Origin of the sequence: Pseudomonas sp. 21, assembly GCF_000955805.1 — a bacterium.
Lineage (GTDB): Bacteria > Pseudomonadota > Gammaproteobacteria > Pseudomonadales > Pseudomonadaceae > Pseudomonas.
Genome location: NZ_JYOA01000010.1, coordinates 601,342 through 627,385, shown reverse-complemented (window position 1 = coordinate 627,385; position 26,044 = coordinate 601,342). Strand labels below are relative to the sequence as shown.

Annotated in this window: 33 protein-coding genes and 1 tRNA gene; 21 read left to right on the top strand and 13 right to left on the bottom strand. The window is 64.5% G+C overall.

Going from position 1 to position 26,044, the window contains the following annotated elements:
• Nucleotides 1–94: 94 nt before the first annotated feature.
• Both UB43_RS24775 and UB43_RS24770 read right to left on the bottom strand, forming a co-directional pair.
• Nucleotides 95–499 carry an EF-hand domain-containing protein gene (locus tag UB43_RS24775; protein WP_045216550.1) on the bottom strand — a complete coding sequence of 135 codons (405 nt, stop codon included), beginning with the start codon at nucleotides 497–499 and terminating at the stop codon, nucleotides 95–97.
• Nucleotides 500–563: 64 nt separating this feature from the next.
• Nucleotides 564–1,571: an AraC family transcriptional regulator gene (locus tag UB43_RS24770; RefSeq protein WP_045216547.1), complete on the bottom strand. Its 1,008-nt coding sequence runs from the start codon at nucleotides 1,569–1,571 to the stop codon at nucleotides 564–566.
• Between the two features lie 205 nt (nucleotides 1,572–1,776).
• Here UB43_RS24770 and UB43_RS24765 point away from each other — a divergent pair, with 205 nt between their 5' ends.
• The 9 genes from UB43_RS24765 (at nucleotide 1,777) to UB43_RS24725 (ending at nucleotide 7,120) form a co-directional block, all read left to right on the top strand.
• Nucleotides 1,777–2,634, top strand: coding sequence for a MaoC family dehydratase (locus UB43_RS24765; protein WP_045216545.1), 858 nt, complete (start codon nucleotides 1,777–1,779; stop codon nucleotides 2,632–2,634).
• Between the two features lie 46 nt (nucleotides 2,635–2,680).
• Nucleotides 2,681–2,998, top strand: a complete 318-nt coding sequence (locus UB43_RS24760) for a nucleotide pyrophosphohydrolase (protein WP_045216544.1) — start codon at nucleotides 2,681–2,683, stop codon at nucleotides 2,996–2,998.
• Nucleotides 2,995–3,765 (top strand): methyltransferase domain-containing protein, encoded by a 771-nt coding sequence (locus UB43_RS24755; RefSeq protein WP_045216541.1) that lies wholly within the window; start codon nucleotides 2,995–2,997, stop codon nucleotides 3,763–3,765. Before UB43_RS24760 ends, UB43_RS24755 begins: the two co-directional genes overlap by 4 nt.
• Before the next feature lie 53 nt (nucleotides 3,766–3,818).
• On the top strand, nucleotides 3,819–4,415 hold the full coding sequence (locus UB43_RS24750) for a DUF4136 domain-containing protein (protein WP_045216539.1): 597 nt from the start codon (nucleotides 3,819–3,821) through the stop codon (nucleotides 4,413–4,415).
• 122 nt (nucleotides 4,416–4,537) lie between these two features.
• Nucleotides 4,538–5,098: a DUF4136 domain-containing protein gene (locus UB43_RS24745; RefSeq protein ID WP_045216536.1), complete on the top strand. Its 561-nt coding sequence runs from the start codon at nucleotides 4,538–4,540 to the stop codon at nucleotides 5,096–5,098.
• A gap of 28 nt (nucleotides 5,099–5,126) precedes the next feature.
• Complete coding sequence (locus UB43_RS24740; RefSeq protein WP_045216533.1) at nucleotides 5,127–5,621, top strand: GNAT family N-acetyltransferase; 495 nt, start codon at nucleotides 5,127–5,129, stop codon at nucleotides 5,619–5,621.
• Nucleotides 5,608–5,982 carry a DsrE family protein gene (locus tag UB43_RS24735; RefSeq protein WP_045216530.1) on the top strand — a complete coding sequence of 125 codons (375 nt, stop codon included), beginning with the start codon at nucleotides 5,608–5,610 and terminating at the stop codon, nucleotides 5,980–5,982. The genes UB43_RS24740 and UB43_RS24735 overlap by 14 nt, the downstream gene beginning before the upstream one ends.
• Nucleotides 5,958–6,440, top strand: a complete 483-nt coding sequence (locus UB43_RS24730; protein WP_371318970.1) for a glycine cleavage system protein H — start codon at nucleotides 5,958–5,960, stop codon at nucleotides 6,438–6,440. The genes UB43_RS24735 and UB43_RS24730 overlap by 25 nt, the downstream gene beginning before the upstream one ends.
• The gene (locus UB43_RS24725) at nucleotides 6,437–7,120 is read left to right on the top strand and encodes a M15 family metallopeptidase (protein WP_045216525.1); all 684 of its coding nucleotides are present in this window, start codon (nucleotides 6,437–6,439) and stop codon (nucleotides 7,118–7,120) included. The genes UB43_RS24730 and UB43_RS24725 overlap by 4 nt, the downstream gene beginning before the upstream one ends.
• Nucleotides 7,121–7,149: 29 nt before the next feature.
• Here UB43_RS24725 and UB43_RS24720 read toward each other — a convergent pair whose 3' ends face one another.
• Nucleotides 7,150–7,575, bottom strand: a complete 426-nt coding sequence (locus tag UB43_RS24720; RefSeq protein WP_045216522.1) for a hypothetical protein — start codon at nucleotides 7,573–7,575, stop codon at nucleotides 7,150–7,152.
• Nucleotides 7,576–7,753: 178 nt separating this feature from the next.
• Here UB43_RS24720 and UB43_RS24715 point away from each other — a divergent pair, with 178 nt between their 5' ends.
• The 5 genes from UB43_RS24715 (at nucleotide 7,754) to UB43_RS24695 (ending at nucleotide 9,921) form a co-directional block, all read left to right on the top strand.
• Complete coding sequence (locus tag UB43_RS24715; RefSeq protein WP_045216520.1) at nucleotides 7,754–8,182, top strand: anti-virulence regulator CigR family protein; 429 nt, start codon at nucleotides 7,754–7,756, stop codon at nucleotides 8,180–8,182.
• 130 nt (nucleotides 8,183–8,312) lie between these two features.
• Nucleotides 8,313–8,942 carry a GrpB family protein gene (locus UB43_RS24710; protein ID WP_045216518.1) on the top strand — a complete coding sequence of 210 codons (630 nt, stop codon included), beginning with the start codon at nucleotides 8,313–8,315 and terminating at the stop codon, nucleotides 8,940–8,942.
• 71 nt (nucleotides 8,943–9,013) lie between these two features.
• Nucleotides 9,014–9,217 carry a hypothetical protein gene (locus UB43_RS24705; protein ID WP_045216516.1) on the top strand — a complete coding sequence of 68 codons (204 nt, stop codon included), beginning with the start codon at nucleotides 9,014–9,016 and terminating at the stop codon, nucleotides 9,215–9,217.
• Nucleotides 9,218–9,300: 83 nt separating this feature from the next.
• Nucleotides 9,301–9,519 (top strand): DUF6434 domain-containing protein, encoded by a 219-nt coding sequence (locus tag UB43_RS24700; RefSeq protein ID WP_045216513.1) that lies wholly within the window; start codon nucleotides 9,301–9,303, stop codon nucleotides 9,517–9,519.
• 78 nt (nucleotides 9,520–9,597) lie between these two features.
• Nucleotides 9,598–9,921: an excalibur calcium-binding domain-containing protein gene (locus UB43_RS24695; RefSeq protein ID WP_082085903.1), complete on the top strand. Its 324-nt coding sequence runs from the start codon at nucleotides 9,598–9,600 to the stop codon at nucleotides 9,919–9,921.
• A gap of 12 nt (nucleotides 9,922–9,933) precedes the next feature.
• On the opposite strand, the gene UB43_RS24690 is transcribed toward UB43_RS24695, so the two are convergent.
• Complete coding sequence (locus UB43_RS24690) at nucleotides 9,934–10,356, bottom strand: hypothetical protein (RefSeq protein WP_045216511.1); 423 nt, start codon at nucleotides 10,354–10,356, stop codon at nucleotides 9,934–9,936.
• Nucleotides 10,357–10,571: 215 nt separating this feature from the next.
• Between UB43_RS24690 and UB43_RS24685 the strand changes: the two genes are divergently transcribed.
• Together UB43_RS24685 and UB43_RS29275 are read left to right on the top strand one after the other, a co-directional pair.
• Nucleotides 10,572–10,826: a hypothetical protein gene (locus UB43_RS24685; protein WP_045216509.1), complete on the top strand. Its 255-nt coding sequence runs from the start codon at nucleotides 10,572–10,574 to the stop codon at nucleotides 10,824–10,826.
• A 484-nt stretch (nucleotides 10,827–11,310) separates the two neighbouring features.
• Entirely contained in the window at nucleotides 11,311–12,018 is a 708-nt protein-coding gene (locus UB43_RS29275) for a hypothetical protein (RefSeq protein ID WP_082085902.1), read from the top strand.
• A 47-nt stretch (nucleotides 12,019–12,065) separates the two neighbouring features.
• Here UB43_RS29275 and UB43_RS29270 read toward each other — a convergent pair whose 3' ends face one another.
• Both UB43_RS29270 and UB43_RS24680 read right to left on the bottom strand, forming a co-directional pair.
• Nucleotides 12,066–12,761: a DUF2971 domain-containing protein gene (locus UB43_RS29270; RefSeq protein WP_082085901.1), complete on the bottom strand. Its 696-nt coding sequence runs from the start codon at nucleotides 12,759–12,761 to the stop codon at nucleotides 12,066–12,068.
• Nucleotides 12,762–12,819: 58 nt separating this feature from the next.
• Complete coding sequence (locus UB43_RS24680; RefSeq protein WP_045216506.1) at nucleotides 12,820–13,326, bottom strand: hypothetical protein; 507 nt, start codon at nucleotides 13,324–13,326, stop codon at nucleotides 12,820–12,822.
• A gap of 177 nt (nucleotides 13,327–13,503) precedes the next feature.
• Here UB43_RS24680 and UB43_RS29650 point away from each other — a divergent pair, with 177 nt between their 5' ends.
• The 3 genes from UB43_RS29650 (at nucleotide 13,504) to UB43_RS24670 (ending at nucleotide 14,361) form a co-directional block, all read left to right on the top strand.
• Complete coding sequence (locus UB43_RS29650) at nucleotides 13,504–13,647, top strand: hypothetical protein (protein ID WP_156160486.1); 144 nt, start codon at nucleotides 13,504–13,506, stop codon at nucleotides 13,645–13,647.
• 145 nt (nucleotides 13,648–13,792) lie between these two features.
• Nucleotides 13,793–14,029, top strand: a complete 237-nt coding sequence (locus tag UB43_RS24675; protein WP_015479019.1) for a type II toxin-antitoxin system ParD family antitoxin — start codon at nucleotides 13,793–13,795, stop codon at nucleotides 14,027–14,029.
• Nucleotides 14,026–14,361, top strand: a complete 336-nt coding sequence (locus UB43_RS24670; RefSeq protein WP_045216503.1) for a type II toxin-antitoxin system RelE/ParE family toxin — start codon at nucleotides 14,026–14,028, stop codon at nucleotides 14,359–14,361. The genes UB43_RS24675 and UB43_RS24670 overlap by 4 nt, the downstream gene beginning before the upstream one ends.
• Nucleotides 14,362–14,453: 92 nt before the next feature.
• Here the strand turns inward: UB43_RS24670 and UB43_RS24665 are convergent.
• Nucleotides 14,454–14,549 (bottom strand) — tRNA-Sec (locus tag UB43_RS24665).
• A 247-nt stretch (nucleotides 14,550–14,796) separates the two neighbouring features.
• On the opposite strand from UB43_RS24665, the gene UB43_RS24660 reads away from it, so the two are divergent.
• Complete coding sequence (locus UB43_RS24660; protein ID WP_045216500.1) at nucleotides 14,797–15,267, top strand: hypothetical protein; 471 nt, start codon at nucleotides 14,797–14,799, stop codon at nucleotides 15,265–15,267.
• Nucleotides 15,268–15,332: 65 nt separating this feature from the next.
• Nucleotides 15,333–16,787, top strand: a complete 1,455-nt coding sequence (locus UB43_RS24655) for a carboxylesterase (protein WP_045216498.1) — start codon at nucleotides 15,333–15,335, stop codon at nucleotides 16,785–16,787.
• Between the two features lie 37 nt (nucleotides 16,788–16,824).
• On the opposite strand, the gene selB is transcribed toward UB43_RS24655, so the two are convergent.
• From selB to fdnG, 6 genes are all read right to left on the bottom strand, one after another.
• Nucleotides 16,825–18,741: a selenocysteine-specific translation elongation factor gene (gene selB, locus UB43_RS24650; RefSeq protein ID WP_045216495.1), complete on the bottom strand. Its 1,917-nt coding sequence runs from the start codon at nucleotides 18,739–18,741 to the stop codon at nucleotides 16,825–16,827.
• On the bottom strand, nucleotides 18,738–20,144 hold the full coding sequence (selA, locus tag UB43_RS24645) for an L-seryl-tRNA(Sec) selenium transferase (RefSeq protein ID WP_045216492.1): 1,407 nt from the start codon (nucleotides 20,142–20,144) through the stop codon (nucleotides 18,738–18,740). The genes selB and selA overlap by 4 nt, the downstream gene beginning before the upstream one ends.
• A 134-nt stretch (nucleotides 20,145–20,278) precedes the next feature.
• Nucleotides 20,279–21,211 carry a formate dehydrogenase accessory protein FdhE gene (fdhE, locus tag UB43_RS24640; protein ID WP_045216489.1) on the bottom strand — a complete coding sequence of 311 codons (933 nt, stop codon included), beginning with the start codon at nucleotides 21,209–21,211 and terminating at the stop codon, nucleotides 20,279–20,281.
• Nucleotides 21,212–21,337: 126 nt separating this feature from the next.
• Nucleotides 21,338–21,964, bottom strand: a complete 627-nt coding sequence (locus UB43_RS24635; protein ID WP_045216486.1) for a formate dehydrogenase subunit gamma — start codon at nucleotides 21,962–21,964, stop codon at nucleotides 21,338–21,340.
• Between the two features lie 57 nt (nucleotides 21,965–22,021).
• The gene (fdxH, locus tag UB43_RS24630) at nucleotides 22,022–22,954 is read right to left on the bottom strand and encodes a formate dehydrogenase subunit beta (protein ID WP_045216483.1); all 933 of its coding nucleotides are present in this window, start codon (nucleotides 22,952–22,954) and stop codon (nucleotides 22,022–22,024) included.
• A gap of 8 nt (nucleotides 22,955–22,962) precedes the next feature.
• The gene (fdnG, locus tag UB43_RS24625; RefSeq protein WP_156160485.1) at nucleotides 22,963–26,040 is read right to left on the bottom strand and encodes a formate dehydrogenase-N subunit alpha; all 3,078 of its coding nucleotides are present in this window, start codon (nucleotides 26,038–26,040) and stop codon (nucleotides 22,963–22,965) included.
• Nucleotides 26,041–26,044: the final 4 nt, after the last annotated feature.

Below are 26,044 nucleotides of genomic sequence, written 5' to 3'. Positions count from 1 at the left end.
TCGCGCCCATGGGGCGCTCCTACAGGTCAGCTCCGAGTCTGTCGGCGCGCGTAGCAGCGGACCTTGTCCGCAATCCCACCGACAGACCGGCTGCTCAGCTCCGCGCCGCGATCAACTCGCGGAATTCCTCCGCGCTCACCCGGTGGTCGCCATCGCGGTCCGCGCGCACGATCAACGCCGGTTCCTGGGTCATGAACTCCGCCTGGCTGACCTTGTCGTCACCGTCATGGTCCGGCCAGGCGATGGCATTGGGCGAGACGTTCACGCTGGGGTTGGGTGGGGTCACTTCCTCGCGGGTGAGCAGGCCATCCTGGTTGCGATCCAGCCGGTGGAACATGCGCACGCGCATGGCGGACAGGTCCTGGGCCTCGATGAAGCCGCTGCCATCGCGGTCCAGGCGGGAGAACGCCGTCTCGCCCATTTCTCCCGCCCCTGCGTGCTGAGCGCTCAGCAGCAGGCAGGTGGACAACAGCAGGGTCTGGCGGATTCGGCTTTGCATCGGACGTACCTTGGCGGGAATTGACCGGCAAAGCCTAGCCAGAGGCGGACTCGAAACGGTTCGATCACTCCACCGGCGGTTGCGGGCGGCCGCGTCGGCGGAACTCCACCGGGGTCTCGCCGACCCAGCGCTTGAAGGCGCGGTAGAAGGTGCTGGGCTCGGAGAAGCCGGTGCGTTCGACGATGACCTCGATGCGTTCGTCGGTCTTGAGCAGCAGTTCCTTGGCCAGGCGGCAGCGGTAGTCGGTGACCAGGTCGTTGAAGCGCACCCCGGCCATGGCCAGGCGCTCGCGCAGGCGGCGGGCCGGCATGTCGAGACGGGCAGCGACCTGCTCCAGCGTCGCGCCGCCATCCACCAGCAGCACGCCGATCAGCTCGCGCACCTTGCGCACCAGGTCCAGCCGTTCCACTTCCGCCAGTTGCCGGCGCGCCAGGGATTCATGCATGCGCAGCAGCTCGGGCGCGGCATGGCGCGAGGGTTTCTCCAGCACGTCGGCGTCGAACACCAGCGCATAGCGATCAGCACCCAGCACCGCCGGGCAGCCGTAGACCTCGCGGTAACGCTCAGCGGGCGCGCCCACCTCGTGCATCAGCTGCACTTCCTGAGGCTTGAAGTCGCCTTCGGTGAGGGCGTGGAACAGGCGCACCACTGCACCGGCGAGCATCTCGGGGAAGTGCCGGTTGGTCCCGGCGGTATGGCCCAGCAGCAGCACGGCCTTCTCGCCCTCCACTTCCAGGCGGGCGTTGAGGGTGTCGGAGAGCAGGCGTACGTAGCGCAGGGCGTGGCGCAGGCCTTCGCCGAAGGTGGCGCTGGAAAGGAACAGGTATTCCAGCAGCAGGCCATGGAATGCGGGCAGGTGGCCGGCCAGATAGAGGCCAACGTGCTCTTCGCCGCACTCTTCGGCGGCAGCCTTCCAGAACAGGTTCTGTGCGCTGTGGGGGAATCGTCCGGCAGGCAGGCTGCCGGCAGGCAGGCCGACGCGAGCCAGCACGCGGTCGGGGTCGGTACCGCTGGCGCGCAGGGCGTCGATCACCGGGCGCATCAGCGCCACATCGTCGGTCAGATCACGCATGGTGTTTTTTCTAGTTATCCATGAGGCGGGCCCATCTTAGGCAGCTTTCCTATCGCCCCTCAAGAGAATCAGGAACAAGCGTGCGGGAAATATCCGAGCAATCGGACGGTCACATTGACTTGCCTGCCGCGCGCCGCGTTGCCACGGCCAATGCCCGCGCCTGAGCGGCGGCTAAGCTGACTGAATGCCCCTCAGGAGATACCCGATGCCCCGCGATTGGCTTGACCTGTCCGCCCCACCTGCCCTCACCGGCCTGTTCGCCCGCGCCGCCGTGCGCCGCGGCGTGCGTGGCCGCAGCCTGCCGACACGCGGCCTGCGCTGCCCGGTCACGGTCGACCCGAAGCACCTGGAGCGCTACCGCAAGGTCTGCGGCTTCCCCGACAACCACCTGTTGCCGCCCACCTACCCGCACATCCTCGCCTTCGGCCTGCAGATGGGCCTGCTCACCGACGCGAGCTTTCCCTTCCCCCTGCTGGGCCTGGTGCACCTGGAAAACCGTATCAGCGTGTTACGCCCACTGGGCGGCCTGGGGCCGTTCAACGTCAGCGTACGGGTACAGGACCTGCAACCCCACGAAAAGGGCGTGACCTTCAGCATCATCACCCAACTGCATGACCAGCTCGGGCTGCTCTGGGAGGGCGACAGCCGCATCCTGTTCCGCGGCATGCGCCTGGACGGCACACCGCCTGCGCGCGAAGAAGCGGCCGAGCTGCCACTGGAGCAGATCGACGCCTGGAACTGCCCGGCGGACATCGGCCGGCGCTACGCCCGTGTGGCCGGCGACTACAACCCGATCCACCTGTCCGCCGCCAGCGCCAGGCTGTTCGGTTTCCCCCGTGCCATCGCCCATGGTCTGTGGAACAAGGCGCGCAGCCTGGCCGCCCTGGGCGAGCGCCTGCCGATGGCCGGCTATCGGGTCGACGTGCGCTTCCAGAAGCCGGTGCTGCTGCCGACCCAGGTCAACCTGCTGGCCAGCGAGCCGGCGCCCGCCGGACAGTTCAGCCTGCGCGGCAAGGACGGCCTGCCGCACATGGCCGGCAGCTGGAGCCCGCTGGACGTTTGACGCGCCAGGCTTGAAGCTATGGGGCTCACGTTGGAGCCCCATCTGCATGAACCTCGAAGCCATCACCGCGCGCCTGCACGCCATCCGCGACCACAACGACTGGAGTCGCTTCCATAGCCCGAAGAATCTGGCCATGGCGGCCAGCGTGGAAATGGCCGAGCTGGTGGAAATCTTCCAGTGGCTGCGCGAAGACGAATCGCGCCAGCTGCCGCCGGAGAAACTCGCCCACGCCGGGCAGGAAGTCGGTGACATCATCCTTTACCTGCTGCTGATGTGCGCGGAACTGGGCATCGACATGGAGCAGGCGGTGCTCGCCAAGCTGGCCGACAGCGAGCGACGTTTCATCGAGGGGGGCGCCAAGTGAGCGACGCCCCGAAGACCGGCGACCGCCATTTCGACGAACTGGCCACGCGCTTCGCCGAGAAGATCTACGGCGGCGCCAAGGGCGCCATCCGCCTTGCCGTACTCCAGGCCGACCTCGCCGAAGCGCTGCCCGATCGCCCGCTGCGCGTGCTGGATATTGGCGCGGGGCTGGGCCACATGTCGCTGTGGCTGGCCGGGCGCGGCCATGACGTCACCCTCGCCGAGCCCGCCGCGCCGATGCTCGAAGGCGCGCGCCAGCGCTTCGAGGACGCCGGCCTGCAGGCCAGCTTCATCGCCGCACCGTGGCAGGACCTGCTCGGCCAGCTCAACGAACCCTATGACCTGGTGATCTGCCACGCCGTGCTGGAATGGCTGGCCGAGCCGCTGGCGATCCTGCCCGTGCTGCATCAGCTGACCCGTGCCGATGGCTGGCTGTCGCTGGCCTTCTACAACCGCGACGCGCTGATCTACCGGAACCTGCTCAAGGGCCACTTCCGCAAGCTGCGCAAGAATCGCTTCTCCGGCGAAGGCCAAAGCCTGACCCCGCAGGAGCCGCTCGATCCGCGCGTACTGGAGGCCGCCATGGCCGGACACTGGAACATCGAGGCGCGCAGCGGCGTGCGGGTCTTCCACGACTATATGCCGGTGGAGTTCCAGCACAAGGCCGAACCGATGGACCTGGTGGAGATGGAACTGCAATACCGTCGACATCCCGCCTTCGCCGGCCTCGGCCGCTACCTGCACTGGCTGTGCCGGCCGCAGGATTAGGCGCATAGTTGCCACTGCGCACGCCCGTTGAAGTGAGCGTGCGGGAGTCCGTCATGCCGCGTTACCCGTTGATCCTGCCGCTGCTCGCCGCCCTGGCTGCGTGCCAGAGCCCGAATCCCTACAGCAATACCTCGCTGCCGATCCCGCCTGCGCCCGCGCAGGCCGCCAACCCGGGACTCGATCCTGGCAGCTATCCCGCGCCACCGCTGGACTACGGCCAGTACCGTTCCTGGAGCTGGGCCAGCGGCACCGGTTTCGGCGGCCCCTTGCAGGACGCCGTCAGCGAAGCCCTCGACCAGCGCGGCCTGCGCCCGGCACGCTCGAATGCCCCGGCGGACCTGACCGTCAGCGCACAGCTCTCCAGCGAACAGCGCACACGACAAACCACCGATTACTACAACGGCGGCTACTACGGTGGCTACGGTCGCTGGAACGATCCCTGGTACGGCGGCTACGGCGCGTCCTACCCGGTCACTCGCACCTACGTCGTCACCGTCAGCGTGGTGCACATCACCCTGTTCGACGCGCGCAATAACCAGCAGGTCTGGAGCGGCAGCGCCGAGTATGAGGACGGCAGCAACCAGAGCGACCAGGCCCGTGCACTGCGCGAAGCCGCGTGCAAGGCCATGGACGGCTACCCGCCGGGCTGACCGCCGGCTGGCCGGAAAAGTTTCCGCCCGGACATCTCCTGCGACCACGCGCAGCCCCTCTGCCGCTTGCCTTTGCGCGGACTCTGCGCTTGGATGAAAGCTCTGTCAGGAGTATTCCCACCATGATCCGCCGCTTACTGTTACTGGGCCTGATGCTCGGCCTCGCCGCCTGCGAGACCACCAGCGTCAGCCGCGACTACGACACCACCCGCGACTTCTCCCGCTACCTGACCTGGAGCTGGGCGCAACCGGCCTTCGAGTACCGCCCGGACGACCCTCGCATCAAGAGCGACCTGACCGAGCAGCGCATCAGCGACGCCATCGCCGGCGAATTCGACCAGCGCGGCCTGCGCCAGGCGCAGGGCGGCAACCCCGGTGACGTGAAGCTGCGCGCCTACCTGATCGTCGACCAGCGCCAGGACCAGGTCACCACCTACACCGGCGGCTACTGGGGCGGTTACTGGGGAGGCTACTGGGGCCCGCCGCCCATGGCCGAGAGCCGCACCGTGACCTACAAGGTCGCCACCATCCAGGTCGACATGCTCGACGGCAAGGACGGCAAGCTCGTCTGGCGCGGCAGCGGCGAGCAGATCATGCGCAGCAGCCCGCCGACGCCCGCCGAGCGCGAAGCGGCGATCCGCGAGACGGTGCAGAAGATCATCGCCCAGTACCCGCCGCACTGACCGGCCCGACCATGACACGGGAGAACGCGTGAACCAGCCCGCCCTGCAACACCGCCCCGCCCTCGCCGACGACCTCGCCGAGGTGGTCGGCTTTCCCCAGGACGCCGACGAACTCTTCTACTGCTACCCCAAGGCGAGCTGGCCGCTGACCATCGGCCAGCTCGCCGCCGCCATGGCCGAACGGCGCAGCAGCAGCGTGGCGCTGCTCGATGGCCGGGTCGCCGGCTTCGCCAACTTCTACCAGTGGCAACCCAACGATTTCTGCGCGCTGGGCAACATGATGGTTGCCCCCTGGGCGCGGCAGCACGGCGTGGCGCAGTACCTGATCGAGGTCATGGAGAATCTCGCCCGCGACCAGTACAAGGCGCAGGTCATGAAAGTGTCCTGCTTCAACGCCAACACCGCCGGCCTGCTGCTTTACGCACGCCTGGGCTACAAGCCGCAGGGCATCGTCGAGCGCGCCGATCCGCAAGGCCGGCGTATTGCCCTGGTCCAACTGGAGAAAGCCCTTGTCCACCCCTGAGCCCCAGCGCGTGCTGATCATCGTCAGCAGCGGCCCGAGCACTCCGGCGCGCTGCGCCGCGCCCTTCTATACCGCCACGTTGCTGGCGTGCATGGACGCGAAGGTCACCCTGTTCCTCAGCGGTGAAGGCACGCGCCTGGCCTTCCAGGACATCGCCGACAAGCTCTACGCCGCCGAAGATGGCGAGCCCATCAGCCACTTCATCCAGCAGGCCAAGGAAGCCGGCGCGCGCCTGTTGATGTGCCGCGCACCGGGCATCGCCATCGATGAAAGCCGGCTGATCGAGGAAGTCGACGAGATCGCCAGCGGCGGCGAGCTGGCGCGGATGATCCTCGAATACGACCGGGTGCTGACGCTGTGAAGCTGCACGGCCTGGAGTTCCCCGACGACCTGCTCTACGCCCCCGACTACAACCTCTGGCTGCGCGAGGACGAAGACGGCGCCGTCACCCTCGGGCTCACTGCATACGGCTGCGCGGTCTACGGGCAAATCTTCGCCTTCACCCCCAAGCGCGATGGCTGGCACATCGACTGCGACCGCAGCTTCGGCGTGGTGGAGTTCGCCAAGGCCGCCTCCTCGGCGCGCAGCCCGCTGGACGGCACCGTCCTCGCCAGTAACGAAGCCGTGGTGCGCCGACCGGCGCTGATCAACCAGGACTGCTACGGCGAAGGCTGGATGGTGCGCCTCAAACCCAATGACTGGGCCGCCGCCCGTGGCCGCTTCCTGCAGGGCGAAGCCGCACTGGAGGCCTTCGTCCAGCGAATGCTTCTGGATAACTTCGACCCCGACGACGACGGGGTCCAGGCCCTGCGCCCATGAGCCGGGCAGGCCTGAGCCTCGCACTGCTGCTCGGCCTCCTCACCAGCCCGGCACTGCTCGCCGATCAGCCGACGCAGGACGGCTTCGTCTACCTCGATCAGGTGCTGAAGTCCGCACGCTATGACGTGCGCTACGCCGGCGCCGATAACTTCGTCGGCGAGCCCATCGACGGTTACCAGAAGGCGCGGATCATCCTCACGCGCGAGGCTGCCATCGCATTGGCTGCGGTGGAAAAGGACGTTGCCCTCAGCGGCCTGGCGCTGAAGATCTTCGACGGCTATCGCCCGCAGCGCGCAGTGAATGACTTCCGTCGCTGGGCCGCCGACCCGCAGGACGTCCGGCAGAAAGCCCGCTACTACCCGCAGCTGGACAAACCCGCGCTGTTCCGCGACGGCTACATCGCCAAGCACTCCGGGCACTCGCGCGGCAGCACCGTCGACCTCACGCTGGTGGATTCGAATACCGGGGAAGCGTTGGACATGGGCAGCCCGTTCGACTTCTTCGGGCCCATCTCCCATCACGGCACCGCGCTGGTCAGCGTGCAGCAGACGCGCAACCGCGAGACGCTGCGCCAGGCCATGCTGCGGCACGGCTTCGAGCCGTACAGCGCCGAGTGGTGGCACTACACCCTCAAGGCCGAGCCTTACCCGAAGACCTACTTCGACTTCCCGGTGCAGTGAGGGCCGCGGCCGTCCCTGGCCGTGGTGGATCAGTTGTCGTGCCGGGTGTTCTTGTGGGCCGGCTTGGTGGCGGAGATCGCCGCTGCCTTGGTCTTGCCCTGGGTATCCTTGGAGTGCGCCACGGAGGATGTCGCCTGGCCATGGCCGTTGCTGTCGTTCTTCTCGCTGCCGTAGTGATTGCCGCTCAGGCCGTGGTCGCGGGTGGCCTTGCCGGCATGTTCGCCGCCATCATTCGCGCCATTGCTGTTGCTGCCGTGGTTACCGCCGGCATCGCCCTTGCCACCACCGTGGCCGCCGCCATTGCCACCGCCGTTACCGCCTCCATTTCCGCCGCCATGACCACCCCCGTCGCCCTTGGCATAGGCCGAACCGATAGGCGAGAGGTCGGCAGGCAGCAAGGCTGTCGTGCCGAGTGCGACTGCACAGGCTACTGCAACAACCAGGGACATTTTCATCTTCTTGTCGCCTCCATGGGCGGGCTTGGGATATCTCTATGACCCTGCCGCAAGCCTCGCCGTTCGCGGCCTGCCGACGAAATGCCAGCACGCAGGTACCAACTCGGCCGCTGCCGAAGTGGTGCAGCAACAGCTACGCTGAGCCAGACAGGACTCTCAACAGGGAGGCAATCAGCCCATGTCACGACTCAACACCCTGCTGGCGGCAGTCATCGGCGTTACCCTGCTGGGCACAAGCCCGTTGCTGATGGCCGATCCGGGAAAGAGCAAAGGACACGACAAAGGCGGCCAGCACGGCAATCAGGGTAACCAGGGCAACAACTGGCAGGGGGGCGGTCCGAGCATCGACATCGGCGGCGTGCAGGTCATCCTCAACGACAACCGCAATTACTGGAGCCCCGGCGCGGCGCTGCCCCCCGGCATCCAGAAGAACCTTGCCCGCGGCAAGCCGCTGCCACCGGGCATCGCCAAGAAACTCGACGGCCGCCTTGTCGGCCGCCTGCCCCACTACGACGGCTACGAATGGCAGCAGGCCGGCACCGACCTGCTGCTGGTGACCATCGCCACCGGCGTCATCTACGAAGTGCTGCAGAACGTGCTGGATTGATCTGCCCCCTGCAGGAATGGCCCATACCGCGATCGCACCCAAGGGACGCTCCTGCAGGATCACCCGGAACTCCGCCCGCCGGATCATTCTCCAACCCTCGCCCCCACTGCCGCACCGCTGGAGTTTCCGCATGACCCCGCAAGCCCCCGAATTCGACGGCCAGCGCTGGAGCAACGCCGAAGAAGACCGCATCGAAGTCGTCGCCGCCGATCCCCGCTGGCCCCAGCGCTTCGCCGAGGAAGCCGCCGCCATCGCCAAGGCAGCCAGCCTGCCCGGCCTGGGCATCGAACACATCGGCAGCACCGCCGTTCCGGGGCTGGACGCCAAGCCGATCATCGACATCCTCCTGCTGCCGCCGCCAGGCAGCGACCTGCACCAACTGATCGAACCGCTACAAGGACTCGGCTACCAGTACTGGGCCGAGAATCGCGACACCTCGCGGATGTTCTTCGTCAAAGGCATGCCGCCGCTGGGCAGCGGGCGCACCCACCACGTCCACGTCATGGAGCTGAGCGACGCCTCGCGACGCCTGCTGTTCCGCGACTGGCTGCGCACCCACCCCGACGACGCACGACGCTACGCGCAGGTGAAGCACGAATTGGCGACGCGCTTCCCCACCGACCGCGACGCCTACACCGAAGGCAAGGACGAGGTCGTCGCGCAGATACTCGGCCGCGCGCTCAACCCGCCGGAGCACCACCGCGACCGCGATGGCGACGCCGGCCACGGCAGTGAAATCCAGGGGCCGGGCCGCCGCTGAAGAACGCCACTCGTTAATCCGCCGTTAATCCAGGCAGCCGAAGCTCGGGGCTCCCCTCAGGAGGAAGTCCCATGCTCAAGCTCTCCGTGGTCACCTTCGCCTGCTTCACCCTGGTCGGCTGCGCCGACTCCCCGCACTTCAGTCACTTCAGCGCCATCGAATCGCCGGTACGCGAATCCTTCGGCGAAGACAACCTCGAACGCCAGCCCACCCGCGTGCGCCTGCAAAGCGACGATTATTCGGCGCAGCAACAGCGGATGATGTGGGGCCAGTGAGGCCGCAACACCTCGGCAGACCGCGCCAGCGGCTGCCGATTGCGCTATAACGGGCGCTCCCCCAGGGCACAGGAATGGACACCATGGCCTTCGACTGGCACAGCGACCCGATCACCCGGCAAACCCCGCTGGATGCCCACTACCGCAACACCCAGAACGTCCGCCGCTTCATGACCCAGCACTGCGGCGACGGCTTCCATTTCGACCGCGCCTTCATGGCCTGGATACGCAGCGGCGCGCCAGCAGACATGGGCGCAGTGGTGGATGAGTGGCGCCGCCGGAAAGGCCTCGCCATTGGCTGAACACGCCGAGAGCCAACAATGGCGTGGCCGTGTGGTGGCCCGCTAGAATCCGCAGAGCACTCACCCCCGGACACCGCCATGAAGAAATGGATCTTCCTCGCCGCTCTCGCGCTGCTCGCCTGGCAATACATGGACAACCCGAACTGGCAGTCGCGCTTCTTCCGCCCGGCGCCATCGTCCGTCAGCGCGCCCCTTGCGCCCAGCGAGCCCGCCACAGAGTCCGTCGCGACGCTCGAAACCAGGCCGGAGCCCACGCTCAGCGTGCGTTGCGATGGCCGCCAACACTGCTCGCAGATGACCTCCTGCGCGGAGGCCAAGGCCTTCCTGCGTAGTTGTCCGGGCATGAAGATGGATGGCGACCACGACGGTATTCCCTGCGAAGACCATCTGTGCCGCATGTAAGGATGGGAGGCGCTACAAGCCACCACCCAGCCACAGCGTGAACTGACCGTCGCGTACGGCCAGCGCCTGCCGCACCACGCTATAGCGCAACGGCAGCACACCGCCGGTGCTGACCTTCAAGTGATCGGCCAACGCCAGCACTTCCTCGAAGGAAGCTTCCGGCAGGTACTTGTTGAAGGAGAAACTCTCCCGGCCGATCAGCACCTGCACCGCATAGACGTCCTGCCCGACCGGATCGTAGGCCAGCAGCCCCTGCAACTCGATGCCCGCCGGCAGCCGGAACAGCGCCCTCACCAGCAGCAACGAAACACCGGGCGCCACCTCCGCCGCCGTCGCCAGAGGTACCAGGAATGCGTCCTCGCGAACGCCGTCCTGCCAGCGCCACAGGTCGCTCAGTTCCAGATGCTCTTCGGTGAATTGGTCCAGCCTGACCATGGCGCTCGCTTCAGGAGTGGTTGTCGTTTCCGGCAGATACCCCGAGGTCGGGTTTGAACTGCTCCACCTGAGGCACGACGTCACCCCAAAAAATGGCCAGGGTAATACTTGAACTGAAAGTGAATGCCCGCCCACCAGCCAGGGGTGTTATCGCTCGCATACTGAATGAATGAGTCAACAACGAAAAGCCCGGCAGCCCGGGTTACTCATCGCGAGTGAAGGACGTGAATTCGTCACCGGGCCGCCTGGCTGGAATCCTCGAGGTACAGGAGAAAGGCATCGTCAAGCTCGACCTGAGCCAGGCCGCCGATCTCATTGGTCGCCATGTCCTCGTCGAAACCATCTGCGACTCCGAGACAATCCCCGAGGAACTGTTCTGGCACAACATCCAGTCGCTGATGGTGCTCGGCTCCGACGGGGCAAACGCTCGCGAAGGGTTGATGCCCGAAGAGGGAATCTTGATCTGCTGAAAGGAAGTGGCGGAAGGCAGTGAGAGTCGAACCCGTTTTTTGGCGTGGTCGTTGATGGGCTTTTTTGGTCAACACCAGTGAAATCGGGCCTTCCAACAAAGCCATATGGGGCATTGGTAGCAAGTGCCGGCAAGTGATTTCGACACTTTTTCGACGCACAATGGAATGGCCTTGCTAGGCTAGCTGGGCCAGACAGGCTTCTATGAGAAGGTTAGCTCTCTTTAAGGGCTGATGAGGCCGAGAGCCACATGCGGTCACTCCAGGAAATTCTCTCGGAAATTGCGACAGTGCCTGACGTCTTCGGGCCTCAGATGGTCTCCTTTCACTATCGAAACGTCTGGGGTAACTCTTCTCTGTATATAGACAGCCGCTGGACTGGCCTGCAGAATACTAAACTTGCGCAGATGAGCGTGATGCTTTATTAGTTGCTTTTAGCTTTGATTAAGTCTGTTCCGCTGATTAATTAATTAAACATGGAAGAAACATGATTGATCTCGGCGGTGTTGATTTCGTAATTAATATTTCGGGAATCCCTAGAGATGAGCTAGAGGCGTACTCCACAAGATTGCTTGATGACTGGGAGGCATATATAGGGAAGACACTGAGCCTTTCGGATTATTCGCTCGCCCTGGATATTGAAGAGGGCTCGATCAAAGGAATGGCGAGAATTGGTGTAGGCCTTAGCGTTCTCTATATAGGCATTGGAAATTATGGATCGTTTATTTCTGGAGTCAAAACCATATATGGACAAATAAGTTCTGCAACCGAGTTCTTGTCATCACGTGCCTCTGCGCCATTTCCTTCTGAAAATAAGCTTAAAGTTAAGCGAAATGGCGGGTCGCTAGGTCAACTGAAGAAGCTTTTTATTAAAGTTCAGCGGGGAAAAATAACAGCTGATCAAGCGATGGTTGAGGCTGAGAAGCTTTTTGGTGAGGACGCGAAGTCAACTCCTGGATTCATGGGCAGTCTTAAAGACTCGATTAATGATACCAAGCTGTTTGGACAGCAAATACCCCTGCCATTTCCTTTAGTTGATTTTGAGCAAGAAGTTTTTGTTGTTGAGGAACCATCAAAGCGCCAATCTGTTCCTCGTCCACCAAAACCGGAAGCCCCAATAAGTCATCAGTTTCGAATAGAAATTTGGCGAGAATCAAAAAATGAAAAACGCAAAGTCCGTGTTATGGAACTTTGACGTCGAGGCTATATGGTTTTTGAAACGTAAGCTCTCTGACTGACGGGCTATAGGTCCTTAGCTTCTATGTTTCTGTTTTCTATCACATGCTGCTCTGGTGACTTATATAGGGCTGAGCGGCTCACACTCCCTTTGAATCCTAATTTTTCTTTGAAGTAGAACGTAAAGGCTTTAATTACTTCCTCGGGGGCTCGAGGGTCAAGTAGTATGCGCTTTATAAGCTTGTGAGGTTCTATTTTTATAGATATCCCATTGCTCTTCGTGTCTCGCTTCTCGTTTGGTGCGAACAACACTACCCTCCACTCAGTTTCGTGACTGAATGCCTCACGCTTCACATATAAAATATCAATTGCTCTTGAGAGCTCGAATGATAGCTTTAAGTCTTCAGCGATTCTTTTTGTTGTTTCGTTGATCTCCTGTTGACTCCTGTAGTTGACCTCTCTGAGCCTATATCTGTAGCCATTTTCATCGCATGCTGTACGTAGTGCATCTCTCAGGCTGCTTTCGGTAGTCGATATTCTAACTCCTAGTCCGTGCTGCGAGTAAATTCTCCACATAGCGTCAGATATTGGATTTCTCGCCCAGCACTGTGCAAAAACAGCATGGTCTTGCGAGTGTTTTAAGCGCTGTTCATAAGGATCGTCCCAAGAGCTTGGCTTGGCGAAATATAACTCTTCCTTTTCGAATAGTTGAACCACATGAGAGAAGTTCATGATTCTGTAAAGGTGTTTCTCTCCCGACATTTCTTTTTACCGTCCTGTTGGTAGGTTGTTTCTTCTTAATCACTCTGCTTGGGTAAAACTAATTTTCGCAGGCTTCCGCTTTTTTCGTGGCAGTTCGCTCGGAGGGGTTGTTCTGATGTTGCTGCCACCAGAACTGGCACTGGGAAGATTCAAATCGTTTTTCCTGCTCCGCTCGGGCTCGCTCTGCCTGCAATTGAGCAAGCTGTACAGCGCGTCGCTGTTCTCGCGCCTCTTCCTCGGCCGCCGCTCGCCGCTGCATTTCTACCTGCGCGCGTCTGGAGTCTTGCTCGGCTTGCTGCATGGTCTGCTGCGTATAGGCGGCGGCTTCGTTGAAGGCCGCCTTGATGCGCTGTTCCTGGATGTAGTCGTAGAGAAGTTTCCCGCCCCATAGACCGCCGACGATGATGACCGCAGCCAGAATGATGGCGTGGCTGGGGTCCATGGGGGTGTGGGCGTGGCGAGGTGGCGCGGCTTGCCGGCCTCGACGTTCGTTGCGATCGTCGATTTCCTCATCCATGTCGAAGCTCAGGCTTTTGAGCTGATCGTCAATCTCGCGCTTTTCCATGCACGTTGGGTCCTTGCTTGCTGGCGGGCTCAAGGTTTACGTGGGTCGATTCTAACCGGCATGTAGGATGATGGCATCTTGAATGCACGATAGTGCTGAAACGCCGTTAACAGCCTTGTGGCGTCAGCTCCCTCTGCCATGTTGCAGCGACTAGCAGCCGCAACATGGAGTGGAGCCATGAGCTACCTCGTACTTCAGCGTCACGCGAATGAGCAGATTCTGCTGACCGCGAATCCGGATGTGAGTGATGAGGACCTGATTCGGCACATCAGGGAGCAGGGGATTGCGGTCTGCGTTTCGCGCATCGCCCCAAGACGGTGAGCATTGCGATCAGCACGCCGGACCATCTGCTGGATGTGCTGACGCTGGGTCCGATCAGGGACTTTCGTCACCTGCTCGATACCGGGGAGGATCACGAGTGCTAGTATGTTTTGGCAAATTTTGCCATTCCCGAGAGACTGGTCCCATGAGCACGATGAACATTTCCCTGCCGGATACGCTCAAGAGCTTTGTCGATGAGCAGGTCAGCCAGCGTGGTTACGGCACCAGCAGCGAATACGTGCGCGAGCTGATTCGCAAGGATCAGGACCGTCAGCGTCTGCGCGGCCTGTTGATCGCCGGCGCCGAGTCGATGCCTGCGGCACCTGCCGATAGCGACTACTTCGAATCGCTTCGCACGCGGGTGCGTAAGGCTCGTGGATGAAGGCGAAGATCGTCATTCCACGCGTACTCGCCAATCAGGACGTTGAAGCAGCTGTCGATTACTACCTCAGCGAAGACGCCGAACAGGCTGCTCTGGGGTTTGTCGATGCCCTAGAAAAGGCATACGCCCATATAGCCCGTCACCCTGCCAGCGGTTCATCATGCTACGCCCATGAGCTGGATTTGCCGGACCTGCATTGCTGGCCGCTCAAGCGCTATCCCTACCTGGTGTTCTACGTCGAGCGCGACGATCACATCGATGTGTGGCGCGTCCTGCACGGCATGAACGACATCCCGTCCTGGATGCAGGCTGGCGAGAGCGAAACGCACTGAACGTGCTTCGACACTTCTTCGACACCGACGTCGAAGCGCCTTCCCGGGCCGAGCCGAAAGCCTAGAGCCACGCGGGCTGTAGACGGGGGAAGTGGCGGAAGGCAGTGAGAGTCGAACTCACCCAGGAACGGCTGCCGTCCCCCACCGGGTTTGAAGCCCGGCCACGCCACCGGGCGTGATTGCCTTCCCTGGTCAGAAGCCGGCTGCGCGGATGCGGCGGCAAAAGCGGGAGCCCGGATGTTGCCACTATTGCCATGACCGATGCCAGCGCAGCGATGCCGCAGTGAGAACCGGGAAGCCCGATAAATCCCGCGCAGCGCGGCAATGATATTCTGGCCAATCAACATCAAAAGGCCACTTATTCGCCAGAAAAAGGCGGCGAAGTGTCTGCCCATGCTCTAACCTCGCTAGCAGCAACCCAGGGAGCTCCGCGGCATGAAGCCCACTCTACCCATCCTCGAGATTTCCCCGCACCAGGGCATCGGCCCGGTCTGTCTGGGCGACACGCGAGCCATGGCGCGGGACGCGCTGGCCGCCGTGGGTTTCCCGCTGGAATCGTCCAACGGACCGACGGACTATTTCTGTCAGGCCGCGATCCAGACCGAGTGCGACGAGCAGGGGTTCATCTGGTTCATCGGCCTGTCCCAGAGCGAGCAGTACCTCGCCCGTTACCAGGGCGTGAATGTGTTTGCGCTGGCGGCCGGCGAGCTGTTCTCGCTGATCGCCTCGGCTGACGACTCCGGTGCGCACGAGTTCACCGACAGCGAGTACCTGTTTCCCGGGCAGATCATCACGCTGTGGGACGCGGACGAGCAGTACGACCGCCAGGGCAATGAGACGCGCCCGGTCTGGGCTCAGGTCGGCATCGGCAACTCCGACTACGTCGAGGCGGTCTCGGCCCTTTGACCCATGAGCGGACTTTGCAGCGCCGGGGACTCTATGCTTGTCCTGCACGCTGACAAGGGAACGCCATGCTGAACGTGAAACTCACCAGGGCGCTGCTCTGGCTGGTCATCCTCATTCTCGCCATCGCCGTGCTGGCACTGGGACTGCGGGTCGCCGCGCTGCGCAACATTCCGCCACTGGAGCCCTGGCACACCTGGGTACCGGAGGACCTGCACAGCGACGCCATCGACCGCACCGACTGGGGCGGCTACCTGGCCGCCGAGGACAAACTGATGCAGGCCATGCGCAAGGAGATGGCGGCCAGCCTGCAGCCCTTCGAGCGCGTCGCCTACAACCGCTACTTCGACCAGAGCCAGGTCTACCCCGGCCACTTCGCCACTGACTGGAATCGCTCCTATGAGATGCGCCCCGACGGTGAAGTGCGCGGCGCGGCGGTACTGCTGCACGGGCTGACCGATTCGCCCTACAGCCTGCGCCACCTGGGCGAGCACTTGCGGCAACGGGGATTCGTGGTGATCGCGATCCGCATGCCGGGCCATGGCACCGTGCCGGCCGGGCTCACCAGCGTGGACTGGGAGGACTGGATGGCCGCCACCCGGCTGGCCGCGCGTGAGGCCTCTGCACAGCTACCCAAGGGCGCACCACTGCTGATGGTGGGTTTCTCCAACGGCGGCGCGCTGGCGATGAAGTACAGCCTGGATGCGCTGGACGACCCGAGCCTCGCGATGCCGAAACAGCTGGTGCTGATCTCACCGATGATCGGCGTCACCCGCTATGCGCAATTCGCCGGACTGGCGGGCTTGCCGGCGCTGCTACCGGCCTTCGCCAAGGCGGCCTGGCTGAGCGTGCTGCCGGAGTTCAACCCGTTCAAGTACAACTCCTTCCCGATCGCGGCGGCGCGCCAGACGGTGGAGCTGACTGACTCCGTGCAGGCCAGCCTGGAGAGTGCCAGCCGCAGCGGCAGACTCGCCCGCCTGCCGCCGATCCTCACCTTCCAGTCCCTTGCCGACAGCACCGTCAGCACCCCGGCGGTGATCGGCAACCTCTACGACCGCCTGCCGGACAATGGCAGCGAACTGGTGCTGTTCGACCTCAACCGCTCGCTGAACTACGGCCCGCTGCTGCGCCCGGAAATGGCCACGCTCGGCGACCGCCTGCTGCCCGAGCGCGAGCGCAATTACGACCTGACCGTGATCTCCAACAGCACACAAACCAGCCAGACCAACGCCCTGCACACGCCAGCCCATAGCCAGCAGCAGGAAAGCCTGCCACTGGCGATCAGCTACCCGTCGGACCTGTTCTCGCTGTCCCACGTCGCGCTGCCCTTCCCGCCCGACGATGCGCTCTATGGCCAGCATCCGCAGGCCGGCGAAGACTTCGGTATCCACCTGGGCACGCTCACGCCCCGCGGTGAACGCGGCGTGCTGATCGTCGGGCTGGACCTGTTCCAGCGGGTGACATCCAACCCGTTCTACGACTACCTCGTGCAACGGGTGGACCAGGTGTTGCCGGGGCGTTGACGCCGCGCCTCGGCCTCGCGGTTGCTGCCGGAATCCATCAGGCAGAAGCGGGGCCCTGCGCCAGAGCCGAATCCTCCCTGATCCGCCGCTCATTGCCGAAGCGGCGGGTGAAGCCGATGCGGTCGAAATATTCCAGCAGCTGGATACAGCGCTTGCGGCCTATGCCGATGCGGTCGCGGAAGGCGGCGGCGCGGATGATGCCGGTTTCGTCACGCAGGTGCAGGGCGTGGCCGGCGAGTTGGCGCAGGGTCTGTTCGGGGTAGAACAGGTCCTTCACCACCTGGTGCAGCTGGCCCAGGCGGGCGAGCTTGCGTAACAGCAGGCGCACGTCGCCCTCCTCTGCCTCAAGTTCCCGGGCGAGGTCGCGCACCCAGGGCGGATCGAAGGCGCCGGCCAGCATCAATGGCCAGAGGCGCTCGCGCAATTGTTCGTCGGCTTCGCCCAGTTGCACGCGGTGATCGGGCAGGTGCAGCCAGGGGCCACTGCTGTCCACGCTCCTCGTCGCCAGCAGGCTTTCCAGCAAGGCGATGAAGACCGGTCGTTCGAGCTGCGAGAAGGCGTAGCGGCGCAAGCGGTCGCGGTCGGGGCCGAGCTCATCGGGGGCTTCGGCGTGGAAGCGTTGCAGGGCGTCGAGCAGTTGCTGCTGCAGCGCAGACCAGCGTTCGGCGGCGAACAGCCGTGCTCCGAGCCGTGTATGGATTTCGACCCGTTCGCCAGGCAGTTGCCAGCCCGCGCGCGGGCGGTTGAACTGGCGCGCCAGCAGCGCAGGATCGAGGCCATTGCTGGCGTGCGCCAGCAGGGTTGGCAAGGCGCTTTCGAGGCTGTCGCCCTGCAGCGCACGCAACTGCTCCATGCGCTCCGGGCTGCGCCGGTTGCGCGCGGGGGCGAAGGGGTCGAGCACGCGGCCGCCGCCCAGGGTGCGTTGCGCGGACTGGTCGCGCAGCACCAGGTGGTCGCCATGCACGGCATGGCTGGGCGCGTTCAGCACCAACTGCGCGAAGGTGCGCTCGCCGGGTTGCAGGCGTTCGCCTTCGAGCAGCGCTACGCGGCCGGTGACGTCCTGAGCGCCGAGGTGCACATGCACGGGCGTCCAGTGAGCGAAGGCGCGGGTTTCGCTGGGCAGCAACTGCAGGTCGATATCGATGCGCGTGGTGGGTGCATGCAGTTCCGGGGCGATCAGCCAGTCGCCGCGGTGAGTCTTGTCGAGGCTCAGCCGCTCGCCGGCGATATTCACCGCCACCCGCTGGCCGGCATGGGCCTGCTGTGCTTCGCGGTTCTGCGCATGCAGGCCGCGCACGCGAACACGGCGGGCGGCGTTGCCCAGCAGCAGTTCATCGCCGACATTCACGGTGCCGGCAAAGGCCGTTCCGGTGACGACGACGCCAGCACCGCTGACGCTGAAGGCGCGGTCCACGGCCAGGCGGAAGCCACCGGTTGCCGCGCGCTGGTCGGTCTCGCGGGCGGCGTCGGCGAGAGCCTTACGCAACGCCTCGACTCCCTCTCCGCTGACGCTGGAGACCGGGAAGATCGGCGCGTCGGCAAGTGGCCCATGCGCCAGTAGCTCACGCACTTCCGCAGCGGCCTGTTCGACCCGTTCGCCCGAAACGCGGTCGGCCTTGGTCAGCGCAACCATGGCCCGGCGGATGCCGAGCAACTGGACGATGGCGAGGTGCTCGCGGGTCTGCGGCATTACGCCGTCGTCGGCTGCCACCACCAGCAGAACCAGGTCGATGCCGCTGGCGCCGGCGAGCATGTTGTGGACGAAGCGCTCGTGACCGGGCACATCGATGAAGCCGGTGAGTACGCCGTCCCCAAGGTCGGCATAGACGTAGCCGAGGTCGATGGTGATGCCACGCTCGCGCTCGGCAGGTCGGCGGTCGCCGGCGATGCCGGTGAGGGCGCGCAGCAGCGAGGTCTTGCCGTGGTCGATGTGCCCGGCGGTGCCGACTATCACGCCTCGCCCTCGGCGAGCAACGGCAGTTGCGCGGCGAAGCCGGGCTCGTCGTCGAGCTGGCGCAGGTCGAGCCAGAGCGCGTCGTCATCGATGCGGCCGAGCACCGGGATCGGCAGGCAGCGCAGGCGTTCTTCCAGGTCCAGCAGCGCGCGGCCGCGCTGGCGTTTGGGCTGGTTCGGACGCAGGCACAGCGCGGCGCTGGGCAACCGCGCGACCGGCTGGGCGCCGCTGCCGATCATGCCCAGCGCATCCACGGCGCTGACGCTCCAGCGGTCGCCGAGCAGCGCAGCGAAGGCCGGCGCAAGCCGTTGCGCCTGGGTACGGATCTCGGCCTGTGGCCGGCTGAGCAGACGCAGGCTGGTAAGGCGCTCGGCAAGGCGGTCGGGGTCGCGGTAGAGGTTGAGCACCGCTTCCAGCGCGGCAAGGGTGAGCTTGTCCACGCGCAAGGCGCGCTTGAGCGGGTTCTTCTTGATTCGCCCGATCAGTTCCTTGCTGCCGAGGATCAGGCCGGCCTGCGGGCCGCCGAGCAGCTTATCGCCGCTGAAGGTAACGATGTCGGCGCCGTCGCGCAGGGCCTCCTGCACGGTCGGCTCCTTTGGCAAACCCCAGCGAGTGAGATCGACCAGGGTGCCGCTGCCCAGGTCCTCCAGCAGCGGCAAACCATGGGCGTGGGCGATCTGCGCCAGTTGCGGAGTGGCGACGCTGGCGGTGAAGCCCTGCACGCTGTAGTTGCTGGTGTGCACGCGCATCAACAGGCCCGAGCGCGGGCCGATGACGGCTTCGTAGTCCTTGGCGTGGGTGCGGTTGGTGGTGCCGACCTCGACCAGCTTCACGCCGGCGCGGGACATGATGTCGGGGATGCGGAAGGCGCCGCCGATCTCGATCAGCTCGCCGCGGGAAATGATCCCTTCCTTGCGCGCGCCCAGGCTGTTGAGCGCCAACAGCACGGCGGCGGCGTTGTTGTTGACCACGGTGACGGCTTCGGCGCCAGTCAGCTCGCGGATCAGCCCGGTGATGAGGTCGTCGCGGTCGCCGCGCTTGCCGGTGGCCAGGTCGAATTCGAGGTTGAGCGGATAACGGGCGGCCAGCGTGATCGCTTCGATGGCCTCTTCCGGCAGCAAGGCGCGACCGAGGTTGGTGTGCAACACGGTGCCGGTGAAGTTGAACACCCGGCGCACGCGGCTGGCATGGTGGGCGGCGAGGCGTTCGCCGGCGCGGCCGGCGAGCACGGACTCTTCCAATTCGACGGCGGCCAGTTGGCCGTGGCGCGCGGGGTCGCGCAGTTCGTCGAGCAGGTCGCGCAGGGTCTTGAGCAGGGCCTCGCGGCCATAGCGCTGCTGCAGCGGCTGGCAGGCCGGGCTGCGCAGCAGGCGGTCGATGGAGGGCAAACGTACCGAGGTCATGGACGAACCTTGTGCAGGGGACGAGGGCTGGAGTCAGTGTAGGGCGTATAACCGTTCGCGGTTACACGCCGACAGCTTCGGCACCGGGCCGGCGGCGGATAACGCGTTCCGCGTTATCCGCCCCAGGTGGTTTCCTACGAGGAGCCGCCCGGAGCCAGCAGCAGGTTCGGTGCGGTGCGCAGGTAGCCGTCTTCGGCGAGGCGGATGTCCAGCGCGAGGCTGGCCAGGTCGTCCGCCTGGGGCTCCGCGTGCTTGTCGTGCTGCAGGTAGAACTGCTTGAGGTAGGACTGGCAGCCGGGGCAGGTCTCGGCCTTGAGCGGTGCCTGGTCGCTGGCCACGCCTTCGCGCTGCAGCGAGTAGTAGGCCAGCCCCTTGCTCTCGGCACAGTGGCTGCACTTCACGCGCACGTAGTGCCATTCGCAGGAGCACAGCGAGCAGGCCAGGTAACGAAGCCCGGCATGCTTGCCCTGGCTGCGGATCATCCCCGCCACCGGCGGTGCGCCGCAGGCCGGGCAGAGTGTTTGGCTGTCGGTTTCCACCAGGGTGTCTTCCGGCAGTTGCAGCAGCCACTGGCTGAAGGCGACCTGCAGTACGGCGCCGAGGAAGGGCACCAGCGCCGGCGGCAGCAGGTCGAACTGGCCGTTGAGCAGGCCCAGCGCCCAGGCCTTGCGCTGGCCGGAATCAGCGCTGCGCAGGACCTTCAGCGCTTCGACCACGGCCGGGTTGGCAGTGAGCTCATAGGCGTCGAGGAAAGCATCCAGCAGCGGCAGCCACGCACCTTCGCGTACCAGTACTTCGTAGGCCAGCGGCGGCATGCGGTGCTCGCGGCTGCGGGCCAGCGCAGCCGCGTCCGGCGATTGCAGGAACAGCTTGCGGTCGAGCAGCGCCTGCTGCGTTTCGCAGACGCCGGCGATCAGTTCGAGGTAGCCCTGCAGAGGATTGCCCGGTGCCAGTTCACGCAGGCGCGCGGCGCGGCGGGAGAGCAGGTCGGGGGACGGCAGGTTGAACAGCGGGGGGATGTTGGCGGCAGCTTCGATCTGCCCGGGTTCGAGAATTCGGCCTGACACGCAGGACTCCTTGTTGGGTTCGGAGCGGGGCCTGAACAGCCCCTCTCCCTAGCCCTCTCCCTTAAGGGAGAGGGGATGGTTCGTGCCGACGGATGCACTGACCTCAGCCGGCGGCTACGTCGACGGTCAGTGGCCCTTGCCCTTGTCCACGTCCTTGAGCCAGGCGGCGTGGTGCTTGCGCGCCCAGCCACGGCTAACCCAGCCGTAGAGCATGGCACCCATCGAGCCCTTCACCCAGATGCCGGCGTAGATGTGCACCAGGATGCTGCAGATGAGTACGAAGGCGGCGAAGGCATGCAGCAGCGAGGCGATGCGGATGAGGTCGATGCCGAACAGGTGGCTGAAGTACGCCCGCCACATCACGAAGCCGGTCACCAGCAGCACCAGCATGCACAGCAGCAGGGTCCAGAACAGCAGCTTCTGCCCGGCGTTGTAGCGGCCCACTTCCGGGAGGTTTTCCTCGCGGTTGGTGACCACGTCGCGCCATTGCTTGAGCCATTGCACATCGCGCTTTTCCACCAGGTTGTGGTGGGCGAAGCGGATCACCAGGCCGAGGAAGAACAGGAACATCGCCACCCCGAGGAAGGGATGGAGAATGCGCGTCCATGGGCCGCCGCCGAACAGGTTGGTCAGCCAGAACATGGCCGGGTGGAACAGCGCCAGCCCCGAGAGGCCGGCGAGGAAGAACAGGATAGCCACCATCCAGTGGTTGCTCCGTTCGTTGGCGTTGTAACGCTGGATATCTTTTTTCATGTCGTCGGGCTCCTTGCTGCCCTAATCCACCGTCCTCGCGAGGACGGCGGAAGTCAGTCAGCGGGGATCGCGCGGATCGTAGTCATGCACCGAAGGGTCGACCTTGTGCACCGGCGCCTGCGGGTCGGGTCCGTCTTCCTCGTCCTCTTCGACCCGGTTGGGGCCGATGCGGGTGTAGTGGAAGAACCCGGCCAGCACCACGCCCGCCATGGCCAGCAGGCCCAGCGGCTTGGTCAGGCCTTTCCACAGGCTGACCATCGGGCTGATGGCCGGCTTGTCGGGCAGGCCGGCGTACAGCGAGGGCTGGTCATTGTGGTGCAGCACGTACATGACGTGCGTGCCGCCCACGCCTTCAGGGTCATACAGGCCGGCGTGCTCGAAGCCACGGGATTTCAGGTCTTCGATGCGCTCGGCGGCATGCTCCTTCATGTCCTCCTTGGTGCCGAAGACGATGGCGCCGGTCGGGCAGGTCTTCACGCAGGCCGGCTCCATGCCCACCGCCACGCGGTCGGAACACAGGGTGCACTTGTACGCCTTGTGGTCCTTCTGCGAGATGCGCGGGATATTGAACGGGCAGCCGGTGATGCAGTAGCCGCAGCCGATGCAGTGGTCCTGGTTGAAGTCGACGATGCCGTTGGCGTACTTCACGATCGCGCCGGGGCTCGGGCAGGCCTTCAGGCAGCCGGGCTCCTCACAGTGCATGCAGCCGTCCTTGCGGATCAGCCACTCCAGGTTGCCGGCCGGGTTCTCATGCTCGGTGAAGCGCATGACCGTCCAGGACTGGTCCGTGAGGTCGATCGGGTTGTCGTAGGTGCCGTGGTTGTGGCCCACCTCGTCGCGCAGCTCGTTCCATTCCGAGCAGGCGACCTGGCACGCCTTGCAACCGATGCACTTGGACACGTCGATCAGCTTGGCCACTTCCTGCTCGTGGCGCACCGAGGGTGACGGCAAGGTCGTGGCGGAGCGGGCGTAGATGTCTTGACTACTCATGCTTCACCTCACGCCTTTTCCACGTTGACGAGGAAGGACTTGAACTCCGGCGTCTGCGTATTCCCATCGCCCACGAAGGGGGTCAGGGTATTGGTCAGGTAGCCGTTGCGCGCCACGCCCGAGAAGCCCCAGTGCAGGGGGATGCCCACGTGGTGCACGGTCTGGCCGTTGACCTGCAGCGGACGGATACGCTTGGTCACCACCGCCACGGCCTTGATGAAGCCGCGGTTGGAGGACACCTTCACGCGGTCGCCGGCCTTGATGCCGAGCTCCTTCGCCAGCGCCTCGCCGATCTCGACGAACTGTTCCGGCTGGACGATGGCATTCAGGCGGCAATGCTTGGTCCAGAAGTGGAAGTGCTCGGTGAGCCGGTAGGTCGTGGCGGCGTAGGGGAACTCCTTCGCCGTGCCGAACAGCTCCATGTCGTTCTTGAACACCCGCGCCGCAGGGCTGCTGATCGCCTGCGGGTTCTTGTGCAGCGGGTTGACGCCAATCGGCGTCTCGAACGGCTCGTAGTGCTCGGGGAAAGGACCTTCGGCCATCTTGTCGACGGCGAAGAAACGCGCCACGCCTTCGGGGTTCATGATGAACGGGTTCATCCCCGCTTCCGGCGCCGAATCGGCCTTGAAGTCCGGGATGTCGGTGCCGCCCCACGCCTTGCCGTTCCACCACACCAGACGCTTCTTCACCGGGTCCCACGGCTTGCCGCTGACATCCGCCGAGGCGCGGTTGTAGAGGATGCGCCGGTTGGCCGGCCACGCCCAGGCCCAGCCCAGGGTCTGGCCCATGGCATAGGGGTCGCTGTTGTCGCGCCGGCCCATCTGGTTGCCCTGCTGCGTCCAGGAACCGGCGAAGATCCAGCAGCCGCTGGCGGTGCTGCCGTCATCGCGCAGCAGCGCGAAGGCCGGAAGCTGCTCGCCGGCTTTCGCCAGGACCATGCCGTTGTTCGGGTCGATCAGGTCGGCCAGCGCCTTGCCGTTGTACTCCTTGGCGATCTCTTCCGGAGTCGGTTCGTCCGGCGTCAGGTACGGCCAGTCGAGCCCCAGGATCGGGTCGGGGAAGGCGCCGCCATCCTTGCGATAGGCCGCCTGCAGGCGATGCAGCAGGCCGCTCATGATGGCGATGTCGGTACGCGCTTCACCCGGTGGCTCGGCGCCCTTCCAGTGCCACTGCAGCCAGCGGCCGGAGTTGACGATGGAGCCATCTTCCTCGGCGAAGCAGCTGGTGGGCAGGCGGAACACCGTGGTCTGGATGGACTTGGTGTCGACGTCGTTGTGCTCGCCGGCGTTGCGCCAGAACTCGGAGGTTTCGGTGGCCAGCGGGTCCATCACCACCATCCACTTCAGCTTGGCCAGCGCAGCGCTGACCTTGGCCTTGTTGGGGAACGAGGCGATGGGGTTGAAGCCCTGGCAGAAGTAACCGTTGACCTTGCCCTGGTACATCATGTCGAAGTAGCGCAGCACGTCGTAGCCGGCGCCGGGCATGTCCAGCTTGGGCAGCCAGTCATAGCACCAGTTGTTTTCCTTGGTCGCGGACTTGCCGAACCAGGACTTCATCAGGCTGACGTGGAACTTGGGATAGTTCTGCCAATAGGACAACTGCCCCGGACGCAGCGGCTTGGACGTGCGCTTGGCGAGGTAGGCGGTGAAGTCCTGCTCGGCATCGCCGGCCAGGGTCATGTAGCCGGGCAGCGAGTTGGACAGCAGCCCCAGGTCGGTCAGCCCCTGGATGTTGGAGTGGCCGCGCAGGGCGTTCATGCCGCCGCCGGGCATGCCGATGTTGCCCAGCAGCAACTGGACCATCGCGCCGGTGCGGATCATCTGCGCGCCCACCGAGTGCTGGGTCCAGCCCAGGGCGTACATGATGGTCATGACCTTGGTCGGCGCCGCGGTGGTGGAAATCTCTTCCCACACCTTGAGCATCATGTCCTTGGGCGTGCCGCAGATGTTGCTCACCACGTCCGGCGTATAGCGGCTGTAGTGCTGCTTCATCAGGTTGAACACGCAGCGCGGGTGCGTCAGGGTCGGGTCGACCTTGGCGAAACCGTCCTCGCCGATTTCGTACTGCCAGGACGACTTGTCCGGGTAGGTGCGCTTCTCCGCGTCGTAGCCGTTGAACAGGCCGTCGTCGAAGCCGAAGCCTTCCTTCACGATGAAGGAGACGTCGGTGTAGTTGTGCACGTATTCCTTCTGGTACCTGTCGTTTTCCAGCAGGAAGTTGATCAGGCCGCCGAGGAAGGCGATGTCCGTGCCGGTGCGGATGGGCGCGTAGTAGTCGGCCACCGAGGCGGAACGGGTGAATCGCGGGTCGACCACCAGCAGGCGCGCCTTGTTGTGCGCCTTGGCTTCGGTCACCCACTTGAAGCCGCACGGGTGCGCTTCAGCGGCGTTTCCGCCCATGATCAGGATCAGATCGGCATTCTTGATGTCGGTCCAATGGTTGGTCATGGCTCCACGGCCAAACGTCGGGGCAAGACTTGCCACCGTCGGGCCGTGTCAGACACGCGCTTGGTTGTCGAACGCCAGTACGCCGAGAGAACGAACCACCTTGTGGGTGATGTAGCCGGCTTCGTTGGAAGACGCCGACGCGGCCAGGAAGCCGGTGGTCAGCCAGCGGTTCACCGTCTGGCCCTGGGCGTTCTTCTCGATGAAGTTGGCGTCGCGGTCTTCCTTCACCAGCTTGGCGATGCGGTCCAGCGCCTCGTCCCAGCCGATGCGCTTCCACTCCGACGAACCCGCTTCGCGAATCTGCGGGTACTTCAGGCGGTTGGGGCTGTGGACGAAGTCGAGCAGGCCGGCGCCTTTGGGGCAGAGCGTGCCGCGGTTGACCGGGTGATCGGAATCACCCTCGATGTGGATGATGTTCTGCGCAACGTTCTTCGCCGCATCACCCTGGCTGTACAGGAGGATGCCGCAACCGACCGAGCAGTACGGACAGGTGTTGCGGGTCTCGACGGTGCGCGCAAGCTTGAAATGGCGGATCTGGTCGGCGAATGCATCCGGGGGTGCCATCCCGAGTGCCGCCAGGCTCGATCCTCCAAGGCCCACGGCGCAGACCTTGAAAAATTGCCGACGGTTCATATCCATCGTG

Coding starts and splice junctions, on each gene's coding strand:
- fdxH (WP_045216483.1), bottom strand. CDS start 22,954: ATGAGTAGTCAAGACATCTACGCCCGCTCCGCCACGACCTTGCCGTCA.
- UB43_RS24760 (WP_045216544.1), top strand. CDS start 2,681: ATGAACCTCGAAGCCATCACCGCGCGCCTGCACGCCATCCGCGACCAC.
- UB43_RS24710 (WP_045216518.1), top strand. CDS start 8,313: ATGACCCCGCAAGCCCCCGAATTCGACGGCCAGCGCTGGAGCAACGCC.
- UB43_RS24635 (WP_045216486.1), bottom strand. CDS start 21,964: ATGAAAAAAGATATCCAGCGTTACAACGCCAACGAACGGAGCAACCAC.
- UB43_RS24725 (WP_045216525.1), top strand. CDS start 6,437: ATGAGCCGGGCAGGCCTGAGCCTCGCACTGCTGCTCGGCCTCCTCACC.
- UB43_RS24700 (WP_045216513.1), top strand. CDS start 9,301: ATGGCCTTCGACTGGCACAGCGACCCGATCACCCGGCAAACCCCGCTG.
- UB43_RS24695 (WP_082085903.1), top strand. CDS start 9,598: ATGAAGAAATGGATCTTCCTCGCCGCTCTCGCGCTGCTCGCCTGGCAA.
- selA (WP_045216492.1), bottom strand. CDS start 20,144: ATGACCTCGGTACGTTTGCCCTCCATCGACCGCCTGCTGCGCAGCCCG.
- UB43_RS24660 (WP_045216500.1), top strand. CDS start 14,797: ATGAAGCCCACTCTACCCATCCTCGAGATTTCCCCGCACCAGGGCATC.
- UB43_RS24720 (WP_045216522.1), bottom strand. CDS start 7,575: ATGAAAATGTCCCTGGTTGTTGCAGTAGCCTGTGCAGTCGCACTCGGC.
- UB43_RS24670 (WP_045216503.1), top strand. CDS start 14,026: ATGAAGGCGAAGATCGTCATTCCACGCGTACTCGCCAATCAGGACGTT.
- UB43_RS29650 (WP_156160486.1), top strand. CDS start 13,504: ATGAGCTACCTCGTACTTCAGCGTCACGCGAATGAGCAGATTCTGCTG.
- UB43_RS24750 (WP_045216539.1), top strand. CDS start 3,819: ATGCCGCGTTACCCGTTGATCCTGCCGCTGCTCGCCGCCCTGGCTGCG.
- UB43_RS24715 (WP_045216520.1), top strand. CDS start 7,754: ATGTCACGACTCAACACCCTGCTGGCGGCAGTCATCGGCGTTACCCTG.
- UB43_RS24705 (WP_045216516.1), top strand. CDS start 9,014: ATGCTCAAGCTCTCCGTGGTCACCTTCGCCTGCTTCACCCTGGTCGGC.
- UB43_RS24775 (WP_045216550.1), bottom strand. CDS start 499: ATGCAAAGCCGAATCCGCCAGACCCTGCTGTTGTCCACCTGCCTGCTG.
- UB43_RS24745 (WP_045216536.1), top strand. CDS start 4,538: ATGATCCGCCGCTTACTGTTACTGGGCCTGATGCTCGGCCTCGCCGCC.
- UB43_RS24765 (WP_045216545.1), top strand. CDS start 1,777: ATGCCCCGCGATTGGCTTGACCTGTCCGCCCCACCTGCCCTCACCGGC.
- UB43_RS24655 (WP_045216498.1), top strand. CDS start 15,333: ATGCTGAACGTGAAACTCACCAGGGCGCTGCTCTGGCTGGTCATCCTC.
- UB43_RS29275 (WP_082085902.1), top strand. CDS start 11,311: ATGATTGATCTCGGCGGTGTTGATTTCGTAATTAATATTTCGGGAATC.
- UB43_RS24690 (WP_045216511.1), bottom strand. CDS start 10,356: ATGGTCAGGCTGGACCAATTCACCGAAGAGCATCTGGAACTGAGCGAC.
- UB43_RS24770 (WP_045216547.1), bottom strand. CDS start 1,571: ATGCGTGATCTGACCGACGATGTGGCGCTGATGCGCCCGGTGATCGAC.
- UB43_RS29270 (WP_082085901.1), bottom strand. CDS start 12,761: ATGTCGGGAGAGAAACACCTTTACAGAATCATGAACTTCTCTCATGTG.
- UB43_RS24680 (WP_045216506.1), bottom strand. CDS start 13,326: ATGGAAAAGCGCGAGATTGACGATCAGCTCAAAAGCCTGAGCTTCGAC.
- UB43_RS24675 (WP_015479019.1), top strand. CDS start 13,793: ATGAGCACGATGAACATTTCCCTGCCGGATACGCTCAAGAGCTTTGTC.